At 69.4% G+C, this 13,693-nt stretch carries 14 protein-coding genes; 11 read left to right on the top strand and 3 right to left on the bottom strand.

From position 1 onward, the window contains the following. Positions 1–213: 213 nt before the first annotated feature. The 6 genes from ABZ887_RS32245 (at position 214) to ABZ887_RS32270 (ending at position 4,941) form a co-directional block, all read left to right on the top strand. Positions 214–1,002, top strand: a complete 789-nt coding sequence (locus ABZ887_RS32245; RefSeq protein WP_361297011.1) for an SDR family oxidoreductase — start codon at positions 214–216, stop codon at positions 1,000–1,002. Continuing rightward, positions 996–1,970 carry a 3-hydroxyacyl-CoA dehydrogenase NAD-binding domain-containing protein gene (locus ABZ887_RS32250; protein ID WP_361297014.1) on the top strand — a complete coding sequence of 325 codons (975 nt, stop codon included), beginning with the start codon at positions 996–998 and terminating at the stop codon, positions 1,968–1,970. The genes ABZ887_RS32245 and ABZ887_RS32250 overlap by 7 nt, the downstream gene beginning before the upstream one ends. 79 nt (positions 1,971–2,049) lie before the next feature. Then, entirely contained in the window at positions 2,050–2,877 is an 828-nt protein-coding gene (locus ABZ887_RS32255; protein ID WP_361297017.1) for a cyclase family protein, read from the top strand. Between the two features lie 7 nt (positions 2,878–2,884). Continuing rightward, positions 2,885–3,247: a cupin domain-containing protein gene (locus ABZ887_RS32260; RefSeq protein WP_361297020.1), complete on the top strand. Its 363-nt coding sequence runs from the start codon at positions 2,885–2,887 to the stop codon at positions 3,245–3,247. Continuing rightward, complete coding sequence (locus ABZ887_RS32265) at positions 3,244–4,062, top strand: 3-keto-5-aminohexanoate cleavage protein (RefSeq protein ID WP_361297023.1); 819 nt, start codon at positions 3,244–3,246, stop codon at positions 4,060–4,062. Before ABZ887_RS32260 ends, ABZ887_RS32265 begins: the two co-directional genes overlap by 4 nt. A gap of 105 nt (positions 4,063–4,167) precedes the next feature. Then, positions 4,168–4,941 (top strand): IclR family transcriptional regulator, encoded by a 774-nt coding sequence (locus tag ABZ887_RS32270; protein WP_361297026.1) that lies wholly within the window; start codon positions 4,168–4,170, stop codon positions 4,939–4,941. A gap of 140 nt (positions 4,942–5,081) precedes the next feature. On the opposite strand, the gene ABZ887_RS32275 is transcribed toward ABZ887_RS32270, so the two are convergent. Then, positions 5,082–5,723: a TetR/AcrR family transcriptional regulator gene (locus ABZ887_RS32275; RefSeq protein WP_361297029.1), complete on the bottom strand. Its 642-nt coding sequence runs from the start codon at positions 5,721–5,723 to the stop codon at positions 5,082–5,084. A 159-nt stretch (positions 5,724–5,882) separates the two neighbouring features. On the opposite strand from ABZ887_RS32275, the gene ABZ887_RS32280 reads away from it, so the two are divergent. Both ABZ887_RS32280 and ABZ887_RS32285 read left to right on the top strand, forming a co-directional pair. Beyond that, positions 5,883–6,716, top strand: coding sequence for a hypothetical protein (locus ABZ887_RS32280; RefSeq protein WP_361297032.1), 834 nt, complete (start codon positions 5,883–5,885; stop codon positions 6,714–6,716). Between the two features lie 498 nt (positions 6,717–7,214). Next, complete coding sequence (locus ABZ887_RS32285; protein ID WP_361297035.1) at positions 7,215–7,574, top strand: hypothetical protein; 360 nt, start codon at positions 7,215–7,217, stop codon at positions 7,572–7,574. Positions 7,575–8,068: 494 nt separating this feature from the next. On the opposite strand, the gene ABZ887_RS32290 is transcribed toward ABZ887_RS32285, so the two are convergent. Continuing rightward, positions 8,069–9,166 (bottom strand): barstar family protein, encoded by a 1,098-nt coding sequence (locus ABZ887_RS32290; RefSeq protein ID WP_361297038.1) that lies wholly within the window; start codon positions 9,164–9,166, stop codon positions 8,069–8,071. A gap of 343 nt (positions 9,167–9,509) precedes the next feature. Here ABZ887_RS32290 and ABZ887_RS32295 point away from each other — a divergent pair, with 343 nt between their 5' ends. After that, positions 9,510–9,725, top strand: a complete 216-nt coding sequence (locus ABZ887_RS32295) for a hypothetical protein (protein ID WP_361297041.1) — start codon at positions 9,510–9,512, stop codon at positions 9,723–9,725. A 460-nt stretch (positions 9,726–10,185) separates the two neighbouring features. Here ABZ887_RS32295 and ABZ887_RS32300 read toward each other — a convergent pair whose 3' ends face one another. Beyond that, positions 10,186–10,767 (bottom strand): TetR family transcriptional regulator, encoded by a 582-nt coding sequence (locus ABZ887_RS32300; RefSeq protein WP_361297044.1) that lies wholly within the window; start codon positions 10,765–10,767, stop codon positions 10,186–10,188. 232 nt (positions 10,768–10,999) lie between these two features. On the opposite strand from ABZ887_RS32300, the gene ABZ887_RS32305 reads away from it, so the two are divergent. Then, a complete protein-coding gene (locus ABZ887_RS32305) occupies positions 11,000–12,595 on the top strand; it encodes an MFS transporter (RefSeq protein WP_361297112.1) in 1,596 nt (531 codons plus the stop codon). Between the two features lie 187 nt (positions 12,596–12,782). Continuing rightward, a complete protein-coding gene (locus tag ABZ887_RS32310) occupies positions 12,783–13,685 on the top strand; it encodes an NmrA family NAD(P)-binding protein (RefSeq protein ID WP_361297047.1) in 903 nt (300 codons plus the stop codon). The last annotated feature ends 8 nt before the right edge of the window (positions 13,686–13,693 follow it).

Consider the following 13,693-nt stretch of genomic DNA (forward strand, 5'->3'; position numbering starts at 1 on the left):
GGTCTCGCCCCACTCGCGCTACGCCACGAGCGGCAGTCCGCGACGCGAGCGCAATCGGCTCCTCGCTCAGGCCCCCGGCTCCCGGCGTTCAGGCGAAAGCGGTCACCGGGAAGTGGTGTCCACCTCTCGCGTCGTCCCTTGACCCTGCCGCAGCCATCGACTTAATGTCCCGTAAAGCGGTCGAAACGACCCGCATCGTGGAAGTAGGAAGTGATGAGCGTCGTATCCCCCCTCCATCTGTTCGATGTCGAAGGCAGGACGGTTCTGATCACCGGAGCCTCCGGAGCCCTGGGCAGTGCGGCTGCGCGCGCCCTCGCCGCAGCCGGCGCCAACGTGGTGCTGGCCGGTGGGAACGCGGACGCACTGGAGCTTCTGGCCGGCGAACTGCCGAAGGAGCGGGTGGCCACCGTCCACCGGCGTCCCGACAGCCCCGCCGACGCCGAGGCGATGGTGGCCCGGGCGGTCGAGGCGTTCGGGCGCCTCGACGGCGTGCTGGCCTCGGCGGGCGTCAACAAGGTCGCCCCCATCGTCGACATGCCCGTCGCCGACTTCGAGACCGTCATGGACGCCAACGTCCGCGGCGCGTGGCTGACCTGTCAGGCCGTCGGCCGTCAACTGCTCGCGCAGGGGGAGGGCGGGAGCGTCGTGCTGGTCTCGTCGACCCGGGGCCGACTCGGGCATCCCGCGGGATACAGCGCGTACTCCCCGTCCAAGGCCGCGGTCGACCTCCTGGCCAAGAGCCTGGCCGCGGAGTGGGGCAAGGACGGGATCCGGGTCAACGCCCTGGCACCCACGGTGTTCCGTTCCGAACTGACCGCGTGGATGTACACCGACGACGACAAGGGCAGGGCGACGCGAGAGACCATGCTCAGTCGCATCCCGCTGGGCAGGCTCGCCGAGCCCGACGACTTCTCCGGCGCGCTCGTCTACCTGCTCAGCGACGCCTCGGCGTTCCTCACCGGCCAGGTCCTCTATCTGGACGGCGGCTACACCTCATGCTGACGCCGGCCTCGGGCCCGGACACCGCACCCGCGACGCTCCCCGCCGGTGACCGCTCCCGCTTCCGTTCCGTCGCCGTCGTGGGTGCCGGCCTGATGGGGCGACGCCTCGCCGGGGTCTTCGCGTCGGGAGGTCTGAGCGTCACCCTGACGGACTCGGAGCCGTCGGTGCTTCCCGAAGCAGGCCGTGAGGCGCAGCACTTGGCGCGCGCACTCGGTGACGCCCCGGGTGTGGTCCGGACCACCTCGCGTCTGGAGGAAGCCCTCGAAGGAGCGGACCTGGTCACCGAGGCCGTGGCCGAGAACCTCGACCTCAAGCGCACCTTGTTCACACGGATGGCCGGGCTCACGGCGACCGCCGTTCTCGCCTCGAACTCCTCCGTCCTCCCCATCTCGGCGATCTCCGCGGGCATCGACGATCCGAGCAGGGCTGTCGGCACCCACTGGTGGAATCCCCCGGACCTCATCCCGGTCGTCGAGGTCGTCCAGGGCGAGAGCACGAGTCCCGACGCCGTCGCGGACGTGATGGCCCTGTTGAACCACCTCGGCAAGCGGCCGGTCTGGGTGCGCAGGGATGTTCCGGGCTTCGTCGGCAACCGCCTCCAGCACGCCCTGTGGCGTGACGCGATCGCGCTGGTCGCCGAGGGCGTCGCCGATGCCGAAACCGTCGACCTGGTGGTCCGCGACACCATCGGCCTGCGGCTGGGAGAGATGGGCCCGCTGACGAACGCCGACTACGTGGGACTGGACCTCACCCGGGCCATCCATGAGGCCGTCTTCCCCGTCCTGGACCGCTCGGTCACGCCCCACACCGCACTCGACGACCTCATCCGCGCGGGCCGTCTGGGCGCGAAGACCGGCCAGGGCCTCTTCGCCTGGCCCCCAGGAGCCCGGCAGGCGGCCGGCGCCGCGCTCGCCGCCCACGTCTCGTCGGAACTCGCCGCACGACGCCGCGCGACCGACACGGAGTGAGCGCGAGCCCCACCACTCCACCCCACGACCGGACGCCACCCCTGAACCCCGTACCCCGACATCACGAAGGAGACAGAGCATGACGTACACCTGGGCGGAAGGCCCCAACGAGCAGGACCTCCAGTTCTACGACCTCTCGCACCCCTGGGGACACGGCGTGCCCGCCTGGCCGTACTTCGAGGACGTGAAGATCGAGCGGCTGCACGGCATGGCCAAGAGCCGAGTGCTGACCCAGAAGATCACCACGGTCATGCACTCGGGCACGCACATCGACGCACCCGGGCACGTCATCGAGGGCACCCCGCTCCTCCACGAGATCCCGCTGCGGAACTTCTTCGGCACCGGGGTGGTGCTCGACATCCCCAAGCAGAAGTGGGAGGTCGTCACCGCCGACGACCTGGAGAAGGCCGCGTCGGTCACCGAGGTCCGGCCTGGTGACTTCGTCATCGTCAACACCGGCTGGCACCGCAGGTACGCCGACAGCGCCGAGTACTACGCGTACTCACCCGGCTTCTACAAGGAGGCCGGCGAGTGGTTCGTGGAGCGCAAGGTCAAGGCGGTCGGCTCCGACTGCCAGGCGCTCGACCACCCGCTGGGCACGGCCATCGGCCCGCACGGTCCCAGTGAGGAGACCGGCGGCCTGCTTCCGTGGGCGGTGCGCGAGTACGAGGAGGAGACGGGCAGATCGGTCAAGGAGGACTTCCCGTACTGGGAGCCCTGCCACAACGCGATACTCAACGCCGGCATCTACGGCTTCGAGAACATCGGCGGCGACCTCGACAAGGCGACGGGCAAGAGGCTCACCTTCGCGGCATTCCCCTGGCGCTGGGTGGGGGGCGACGGCTGCATCGTCCGTCTCGTGGCGATCGCGGACCCCAAGGGGACCTACCACATCGAGAGGGGCTGAGGGGCCCGTGGCTGCTCGCATCATCCGGCGGGAGTCCGCCCCCGCCTACTTCCCGCCCCTGCACGACGGAGTCGACGCCCGACGGCTCCAGGGCCACGAGGCAGGACCGACCGGCCGCTTCTGGCTGGGGGAATCCTACTACCACCCGGGCGGTGCCGCGCAGAGTTCGCCGACCGCCGAGGAGACGGTCTACTACGTCCTCGACGGCGAACTCACACTCACTGTCGAGGACGGTACGACCGAGACGCTGGGCTCGGGCGACTCCGTCCACCTGCCGCGCGGCACCGTGCGGTCTCTGGAGAACCGAACCGGTGCCGGCGCCCGTCTGCTCGTCGTCATCGCCAGGCCGACCCCCGGAGGCCGGCCATGAGCGTCGTCCTCACCGTCGCCCCCACCGGGCCGATCGCCCGGCGCAGCGACAACCCCTCATTGCCCACCCAGCCGCACGAGATCGCCGAGGCCGTGGAGAAGGCGTACCGCCTCGGTGCCTCCGTCGCCCACATCCACGTACGCGACGAGCAGGACCGCCCCACCGCTGACCTCGGCATCGCCCGGCGCACCATGGATCTCATCGCGGAGCGGTGCCCGATCCTCATCCAGCTCTCCACGGGCGTCGGGCTGGAGGTGCCGTTCGAGGACCGGGAGAAGCTTGTGGAGTTGCGTCCCCGGATGGCGACCCTGAACCCCTGCAGTATGAGTTTCGGAGCCGGCGAGTTCCGTAATCCGCCCGACGGGGTGCGGCGGCTCGCGGCGCGGATGCAGGAGCTGGGCGTCAAACCGGAACTGGAGATCTACGACACCGGGCACGTGGACGCCTGTCTGCGCCTGCGAGACGAGGGACTCCTCGACGGCCCCCTGCAGTTCAGCATCGTGCTCGGGGTCGCCGGCGGGGCGGCCGCCACGGCGGACAACCTCCTCACCCTGGTGCGCCGCCTTCCCGAGGGCGCGATCTGGCAGATCATCGCCATCGGCAGGGCGAACCTGAACCTGACGGCCATGGCGCTGTCCCTGGGCGGAAACGCCCGTGCGGGGATGGAGGACACGCTCTACCTCCGCAAGGGCGAGCTAGCGCAGGGCAACGAGCCGCTGGTGGCCCGGACGGTCCAGCTCGCGCGCGGCCTGGACCTGCAGATCGCCTCGGTCACCGAGACCGAGGCCCTGCTGGGGCTGCAGCGGCGCCCATGAGCCCAGGCCTCCCGCCCCGGACAGCGGCACCAAGCCGCGTGCAGTGTGGGCGCCAGGCGGCCCGGCCCATCCCGGGTGGTTTTCGAAGGACGGCAGGATAGAAGCATGACTACACCATCCGACGAGACGAGCGCGCGTCAGGCCGGCGGCATCCAGGTGATCGCGCGGGCGGGGCAGATGCTGCGGGCGATCCGTGAGTCGCCGGGCGGACTGACCCAGTCCGAACTGGCCGAACGGCTCGGCCTTCCCCGGAGCACGATCCACCGGATCCTGAGTGCCCTGGAGGACGAGGGACTCGTAGGGTCGGGCCCGGGCCCTCGCGGACGCTACCGGCTGGGGCCGGAGATCCTGCGCCTCGCCGAAGCGGGTACCCGGGATGTCGTCAGGCTCGTCCACCCCTTCCTGGCCGACCTCTCGGCCCGTCTGAGGGAGACCGTCGATCTGTCGGTGCTGGACGGAGGCGAGATCAGGTTCATCGACCAGGTGGACGCGCCGCACCGGCTGCGCGCCGCGAGTGCGGTGGGGGAGAGCTTCCCCCTGCACTCCTGCGCTCCGGGCAAGGCGATCCTCGCCGCACTCCCGCCGAGCCGTCTGCGCGAACTCCTCCCCGCGAGGCTCCCGGCTCTCACGTCGCGCACGATCACCCGGCTTCCCGAACTGCTCGACCAGCTGACGCAGGTGCGCGAGAGCGCCGTCGCCTACGACTACGAGGAGCAGAGCGACGGCATCTGCGCGGTCGGCGTGGCAGTCAAGGTCGCAGGTCAGATGATGGCGGTCAGCGTCCCGATGCCCGCCCAGCGGTTCCATGGTCGCGAGGAGGAGTGCGTGGAGGCGTTGCTCTCCTTGCGTGACCTCGTCGAGAAGCAGGAGTGGGTGTGAGTCGTTCGAAGCGTCGCTGAGGGCGTTCATGTCAGGGCGGGCACCACGGCTGCTCGTCCTGCGTGCGCGGTTCGCCCCCTGCCCGTGAACCACCATGGGTCCGCTCCGGACCGCGGACCCATGGCGTACCCGTGGCGGCCCTATGAGGGCGCCTTGCGCAGATAGGACAGCGCGAGGTTCGGCAGTTCCGCGGCGAGAAGATCCCAGTCGTTGTCGGGAGCATCGGCCGTCGGTGTTGTCACCCGCCACTCGAGAGTCGCCTGTACCGCTCGCAAGGCCAGGGACACCCGGACGCGGCTGACGTACGGGGGCCTGCCGGGGTGGGCGAGTATCGCGTCGCATGCCTGGTCGAAGGCGTCCTGGAGCCTGCGCCGGGCCGTGTCGCTGGTGCCCGACTGACCGATGGCGCGGACAGCGAATTCCCGGATGAGGTCCGCATCGCGTCGGAACGCGGCAGTCATCGCGGTGAGGTGACTGGTGACGAAGTCCTCGAAGTCGTCCGACCGCGCCGCCGCGTCGGCGTACAGGGTTCGTTGGTACGCGGTGACGTGGCCCAGCCACTGTTCCTGCGTCGCGGCGATGAGCGCTTCCTTGCCGGAGAAGCGGCTGTAGATGCTGCCGACCGAGACTCCGGCGCGTTCCGCGACGTCGGCAAGGGTCAGACCGCTGGTGCCGCGTTCGGCAATCAAGGTCTGTGCGGCTTGCAGGATGCGCTCCATGGCGGCGCGGCTTCGCTTCTGCTGCGGGGGGCGAGGCGCGTTCTCACTGATCACATCCTGCATTTTGGCACCTTCCAGAAAGTTGAATCCGAATTCAGGTTCATGTTATCGTCGCGGAGCAGGGTTCGAACCCCACGGGCGAAGCTCGCCGGCATGAACGTGAACGGCGCCGCCCGCGCTCTGCCGAAACCGAAACCCCCCTTTCAGGAAAAGGCGACGCACATGTCCGCACCGAAGACGCCGCCGCCGTATCCGGTTACGTACTACCCGGTCGTCACGCAGGAGCTGTTCCGGTCGAACGCCGAACGGATCAAGGACAAGCCCTACGCGAAGTACTTCAGTGGCGACATGCGGCTGCGCGAGGAAGTCCTGCCGAACCTGAAAGAGGCCTTGGACCCGGCGGACACGCTGTCCTCCGGCCCGGAGGACCTCAACACACTCCTCGACCCCGGATACCACCGACGGGAGATGGGGTTCGGCCTCACCGAGTCAGGCCACCCCTACGTCGCCGGCCTGAACCGCTTCCCGGGCTGCACCGCGGAGATGTTCACCTGGTGGATGTGGTGGCACTCCGTCGAGCCCGAGCGCTACTCCCTCTGGCATCCCTACTGTCACGTACAGGCCGTTCCTCGGAACCAGGACGTGCTCACCCGGCCCGGCCTCAGTGACTTGGAACGCATCGTCGGCAACACCCACGACATCGTCGAATACCTCGGCTCGCAGCGCATGGAGCTGGTCGCGAACTTCGTGGACCCGGCCGAACTGGGCCTGGACACCAGCCGATTCGAGGCGGCCGGTTACCACGCCTATGCCTGCGCGGACATCGAGGGCGGAGTCATGATCCACCTGGCCCGCGACACGGAGGACGGCTTCGAGGTTCGCAGTCGCTTCGTCTTCGACCGGGGTGGCCCCGGCATAGACGCCGGGGACGAGGCGGGCCGAGCGTTCGGCCATGGTATGGCCTACGAACTGTTCGTCCACCTCCAGAGCGAGTTCACCCACCTGTCGACGTTCCTCGCCGACCTCTACGGCGAGTTCGGCGCACAGCATCCCTGAACGCGCCACGGAAAGCCTGCAGGGGCCAGTCTTGCGGCAGCCGAGCACTTCCAATCGAGACCGGGGCCCTGCGGGCTGCTTGCCGCGCGCGGCGGACCTGCCCCTCGCCTCCGCCTGGGAGCCCTTCCGCTCGATGGGTACGGAGCCGACCTCCCAGGTGTCACCAGCGGCGAGGATGCGGCGGGCGTGGTCGGCGTCCGTCGTCATCGGCTTCTCGGTGAACACGTAAGTGTCGGTGCGGCGGCCTCGTCGCGCGCGGCTTTGGGGAAGACGAGCAGGGGCACTCGGGCGCAAGTCGTCTCGCTCGGTGAAGACCTGGAGGAACAGGTCCAGCAGGCGCGCCAGGAACTCGTCCGTATCGCCGGTGTGGCGTCCAGTGTGCGGTCGGCCGACTGCGGACTTCCCACACCTCGGTTCGGACCGGATTGCCGCCGGGCGGGGAGGGTCACGGACACCCGGCCGGGGCTACCCCGGCCGCACGGAAGGGAATAGTCGACGATGACCACGCCGTCCACCCCGAAACCCAGGATCGCAGCACCGTCCCTCGTCCGCTCCTCGCTGAGGTCCGGCCTCAAGGGGGGAGCGGTCGGAGCCGTGGTGAGTGCGCTTGTCAACTACCTGCTCGTCGGTGTGCCCGACAGCGCGGCGGCCAACGCGGCCAATCATGCCGTGAGTGGTCTCATCAGCGGTTTCGCCGCCGCGTTCTTCGGACTCCTGGCGCATCAGCGCAAAGCGGCCTCCGTCTCGCAGCCCGGTGGCGTCGTCGACGACGGCGCAGAAGGGCCGGACGTCGTGCGCACGCCTGTCGTCGGCCGGGACGAGGATCGTGGTACGCCTGCGTCTGGGAACGGGGCCTAGTGCCAATGCCGTTGCGTTGGTTCGGAGGCGTAGGCTGCTGGGACCGTCTCGGGGGTGGTGCCGGTGGCCGAGGGTGTGCCAGCGGCCGGAGGCCAGAGGAGTTGCGAATGCCGAAGAGACAGGCCAAGCCGTCGTAGGCGTTGCCCCTGTTGAGCAGGAAGAGGTCGATGCCGGCTTCCCATACCGAGTCCTCGTCCTCCGGTCCCCACAGCCGGGCCCCCGGCCGACACTCGATCACTCCGCTGACATCGGTTGGCATGCTCGCGATCCTGCCCCGTGCCCCACAGTCGCTGCATGCGCATTTCGCTTCGGCATACCGCGCGACTACGCCTGATCCGTAGATCCAGGCAGTCGGAGATGAGTTCCGTGCCAACTGAGCTGCCATCCGGGCCCAGGTGGGCACCACGGAGCCTGTGAGGCGGCAGCTTGCGCGGAACAAGCGTCAGAGGGAGGAGGGGGACGGGCAGGGTCGAAGGCACCGATCGGACAGCAGTTCATGCCAAGGTGACGTCCATGCCACCCTCGGCCAGGGTTTCAAGGACTGCGGTGAACAGGTCGTAGGGCTGGCCGTCCGGTGTGAGGGCGTGGGACAGGTGCTCGCGCGCGGTCGCGGCGTCTCGCCAGAGCAAGGCGGCGGGGGCGGTGTATCCGAAGGTGCCGCGCAGGCAATCGTCGAGGGCCGCGAGGCAGCCGCCGAAGTAGCCGCCGGGTCCGTTGACCGCCTCGCCGAGCGCCAGATAGAGAGCTGGTTCGTCGGTGATGTACCGGCCGTCGAGTTCGTAGGCGTGGCCGGCTGGCCGGTCGCGGTGGGATCGTCGACAGGCCCGCTCGCGCACAAGGTCATGCCAGGCCCCGCGGCGGCGGGTGTCGAGGCCGGCCCAGGTGTTCACGGCGGCCGGTGGTCCAGCGAGCCACCGCTCCCAGATCGGCCGAGCGTATTCGGGGACCGGTGTGAAGCGGCCTCCGTCGAGCTCAAGGTCGATCAGGTCCGCCCCGCAGGACGATGGGCGCCAGGCCCTGATCGTGGCCCACAGCAGCCGATCGGTGAGCAGCTCGCCTTGGCCGTCCCGCATCTCCAGCGCGGCCTCCTCCAGATCCAGCGCCCGCCGGGTGCCCTTCGTCAATGCCGTCCTGAGCCGATCACTCTGCGCAAGCCCTCGCAGGACAATGGGTGCAGGCATCTGGTCGGGCGACAGGACGCGGGTGAATTCCCGGCAGGAGCCCAGCCAGCGATGCCCGTCGTGCACGCGAACGCGACCCCTGTACCCCTCGGGCGGACCTTCGTAGTCGTCCAGGCCGGTGAGCACCAGACCGTCCGTCCCGGGGAGCTGCCCCAAACTCTCCGCGTCCTCCAGCAGCCAGGCATCGAATGCCTCGTCCTCCGGCACCAGCCACACCCTGCTGCCGGCCCAAGCGGGCACGCCGGATCCCTCCGGAACCCAGCCGAACAGCTCGTACGTCCCGCGCTGGGATTCTCCGAACAGCCCCTCCACCTCGGCGCAGACGCCCCAGACACGGCCGTGCTCCGTCTCGGTCAGCGCGTAGGGCGCGCTCCCGCGCGCCTTCTCGTCTTCATGCACAGCGGAAATCATGCCGCGACCATGTTCGGACGACGAGGCCAGGGCCACAAGGGCCGTTCCTGACTGACGGCGCACGTGTCGGTGTCAGTCGGAACGACTCGATGTCATCCATCTCGAAAATTCACACGGGCTCGAACGTCAAGGGCAGTCCACGCCCACCTCACGATGTTCGATTTATGTCCGATACATTGATCTTCGAGGTACACCTGCAGCCCTCGAAACACAGTGAGAGGCGGATGGCCATGCTGCTGCGAACGGCGTGCGTCTCGTGGCCCATGGCGACGAACCCGTGTGCAGCAGGGAAACAACACACTCTGAGGCATCTGGAGAACCCCGGAAGCGCAGGGTGAGCGCCTTGGCAGCACCCCAGCCCGCGCAACGGCGCATCGGCCGGGCCCTGCGAGATCTGCCCGGGCAACGGCTGCGTCTGTCGCTCGACCAAGACCGCCTCTTCGAAGTGCTGGACCCGGAGCTGCTGGACCAGGGGGCCCTTGAGGTCGTGAAGTCCGTCGAGGAGAAGCTGGGCCACCGGGCCATGTCCGCCTACGAGGACCTCGTAGGCGGACCGTGAGACCTGCGGCGGCGAGGGCGCGGACGGCCCGTCCGCGCAACGTGCGACGGGCGCGCGGATGGGCTCCGCTCCCGATTCTGCCCTCCCGGCGGCGCCGACCGAGGCCGACAGGCCCCCGGGGCCGTCGCCCGTACTGCGGGTGATCCGCGGTGGTGCCCCGGCAGTGGGACTGCCGGCCCGGCTGCGCAAACACCGGCCGCACTGATACCTACGCGACCATGACGCGCTCCCACCCGAGCGACCCAGCACCATGTGCAGGACTTCTTCGGCGCGGTGGATACCGGGCAGCACCTCGGTCAGCGGGACCAGCCGGACGAAGATGCGTGCGCCGGTGGTGCCCTCCGGTGCCGCCGTCCCCGGCGCCATCGAGGGGGTATTTCGTCCGAGAGCGGGACGCCGCCGCCGACGCCGGGATCCTCACCTGCTGGTGGCCAGGAGAGCCGGCCCCCGAACCGGCCCCTCAGGTCCCCTTGGTGCCGCTCCCGGTCAGAGCTGTGCGTGCGGCCTGCAGGAGTTCTTCGGAGAGCGGGTTGCCGCGGGTGGCGCGGGCGAGGGCGAGGGTGCCGACCAGGGTGCAGAACTGGGCCAGGCCGTCGTCATCGCTCGTGGCCAGCCGGGCGGCGCGGTTGCGTACCCCGTTGACGTAGACCTCGCGGGCGCCGGCGGCCTGGTCGGGCTCGCGCCCGAGGTCGGCGGCGAATCCGGAGACCGGGCAGCCGTCTGCGGCGTGATCGCGGTGCCAGATCGAGAGGTAGTCGTCGATCATCGCCTGGCGGGCGGCCTCGTGGTCCTCGCCCTCCTCCGGTGTGACTGCCGCGGCCGCAGAGTGGGGCGCCGGATTCTCGAAGGCGTGCGCGATGGCCTCATCGACGAGGTCTTCCTTCGATGCGAACTGCTTGTAGAACCCGCCATGAGTGAGCCCCGCGGCCTTCATCAGGTCGGCGACGCTCACCGCGGTGCCCTTCTCGCGGAACATCCGGGAGGCGGTTGCGACGACGCGCTGCCGGTTCTCCTGTGCCTGCGCCTGGGACACGCGCCCCATGGGATCACTCTCCTCCAATGGATTTCGTTTGACATCTATCCTACCCCTCGATTGGATTCCATCCAACATCTAATGGGCTGGATCGCCGGCCGGGGAGAGCAGGGCCTGCCGCCGCCTCCACCGTCCGAGGCCCGCGTGATCCGCTCCGAAATCTCATCGTCACTGACAGCACTGGAGAACTCCTGTGTCACCACCGCCCGGCCCCACCGAGTCCTCGACGCCCGCCGCGTCCATGCCACCCGCGCCACCGAGCCAGGGAGGGAAGGTTCCCGAGGCGATACACCGCCGACGCTGGGCGATCTTGACCGTGCTCCTGTCCAGCCTCCTGGTGGTGATGCTGGACAACTCGATCCTCAACGTGGCGATGAAGACCATCGCCCAGCCCGCTCCCACCGGTCTCGGGTCCACCCAGAGCCAGCTGGAGTGGGCGGTGAACTCCTACACGCTGGTCTTCGCCGGACTGCTGTTCACCGCCGGCCTGCTCGGTGACCGCCTCGGCCGCAAGAAGGTGCTGCTCCTCGGCATGCTGGTGTTCGGCGTGGGCTCCGTGCTCTCCGCGATGTCGGAGTCCTCCGGGCAGCTCATCGCCTTCCGGGCCGTGATGGGCTTCGGCGGCGCGTTCATCCTGCCCGCCACGCTCGCGATCATCATGAACGTCTTCGAGCGCGAGGAGCAGCCCAAGGCCATCGGGATCTGGACCGGTGTGGTCGGCTTCGCCATCGCTCTTGGCCCCATCACCGGCGGCATCCTGCTGGAGCACTTCTGGTGGGGCTCGGTCTTCCTGGTCAACGTGCCGATCGTGATCGCGGCGATGGCCGCGATGGCCGCGATCGTCCCCGACTCCAAGGACCCCGAGCCGGGCAGGCTCGACCCGCTCGGCGTACTGCTGTCGATCATCGGTCTGGCCCTGCTGGTCTACGGCATCATCAAAGGCGGCCAGTACGGCGACTTCACCCGGCCCGAGTCCTGGACGACGATCCTCGCCGGCTTGGCGGTCCTCGCCTGCTTCGTGGTCCACGAGGCCCGCAGCGACCACCCGGCCCTCGACGTCACGTACTTCCGCAACCGGCGCTTCTCCGCGTCCGTCGCCGCCGTCGGGCTGGTCTTCTTCGCCCTCATGGGGGTCACGTTCTTCAGCGTCTTCTACAACCAGAGCGTCCGGGGCTACAGCGTCCTGCAATCCGGGCTGCTCGTGCTGCCACTGGCCGCCTCTCAGATGTTCTTCGCCCCGCGCGCGAGGCTGGTCGTGGGCCGCTTCGGTGCCCGAGCCGTGTGTGCCACCGGCCTGGTCCTGACCGCCGCGGCCTTCGTCGGCTTCCTGCTTCTCGGCCAGAGCACTCCCATCTGGGTGCTGGAAGTGCTGTTTTTCCTGATGGGCATGGGGATGGCCCACGTGATGCCGCCCGCGACGGTCGTGATCATGTCGTCGTTGCCGCGGGAGAAGGCCGGCTCCGGATCCGCGATCAACAACACCTTCCGGCAGGTCGGCGGGGCGATGGGCGTCGCCGTGCTGGGATCCTTGCTGTCCACCAGCTACCGCAACGGCATCAACGGCCACCTGGGCATGCTGCCGCCCTCCGACCGGCCCGCCGCAGGCGAATCCGTCCAGGCGACCCTGGCCGTCGCGGAGAAGCTGGGACCGGCCGGCAGAGCGCTGGTGCGGCCCGCGAACGACGCCTTCATCCACGCCATGCACATCGCCGCCACAGGTTCCGCGGCCGTCGCCCTGCTGGGCGCCGCCGTCGTGCTGGTCTTCCTGCCGGGCAAGGCCGCCGCGGCGGCCGGCGCCGACAGATCCGGGCGCCAGACCGTGGAAGCCCAGCGGTGACCCCCCGTCAGCCCGCGACACAGCGCAGGCGACCGCCCGGCCCGGGCCGTCCCGCCCGACCGCCCGAGGCGATGGTCGAGACAACCCCCGAAGAACGCTCTCGCGGGGACGAGGCCCGTGCCGCGTCGCCCACCGGTCCGATCACACCCCGACTCCGACACTCACCTCATGCGAAGGAGATCCACCGTTGGTCACCAGCAACCTTGTGCTCATCCCCGGTGCCGGCGGCGTGGGCCGTACGGTCTTCGAGCAACTGCGTGCTCAGGACGTACCCGTGCGCTTCATGGTGCGCAGCGAGGACGAGCGCGCGGCCGAACTGCGGGCGCTCGGCGCGGAGGTGGTCGTCGGCGACCTGACCCGGCCCGAAACGGTGGCGGCCGCACTGCAGGGCGTGACGCGCATGTACTTCGGGATGGCCGTGTCGCCGCATCACCTGCTGGCGGCCACCGTGGTGGCCTCCGTGGCAAGGGAGTACGGACAGCTGGAAGCCCTGGTCGACCTGTCGCAGATGACCGTCTCGCAGATGACCGCCACCAGCACGGAGGAGTCCCACCAGCAACGGCTGCACTGGCTGACGGAGCAGGTGCTGGACTGGTCCGGCCTGCCCGTGGTGCACATCCGGCCGACGGTGTTCCTGGACACTCCGCTGTTCACCGACCTGGCGGCCCGGACGATCAAGGAGAACAGCACGATCGCCCTGCCGTTCGGCAGCGGACGCACCTCACCGGTCGCCGGGGACGACGTCGCACGGGTCCTCGCCGCCGTGCTCCGCGACCCGGCTCCGCACATCGGGCAGGTCTACGAGCTGACCGGGCCGAGCTCGGTCGACATGGCGGAACTGGCAGCGGATTTCTCCCGGGCGCTGGGCCGCGAGGTCTCCTACGTTGACGTGCCCCCGCAGAGGTGGGAGGTACAGCTCCCGAAGCTGGGCCTGCCGCCGCACGTCGTCCAGCACATCATCACCATGGCCAAGCTGCACCGCGACAACCGCTACGACCGCACGACCGACGGCGTCGAGCGCGTGACGGGCATCCCCCCGCAGTCGATCGAGACCTTCGTGAAGGCCCGCAGGGACTTCTACCTTGGCTGAGCCGTGCC

The sequence above is a fragment of the Streptomyces sp. NPDC047061 genome (assembly GCF_040643955.1).
Lineage (GTDB): Bacteria > Actinomycetota > Actinomycetes > Streptomycetales > Streptomycetaceae > Streptomyces.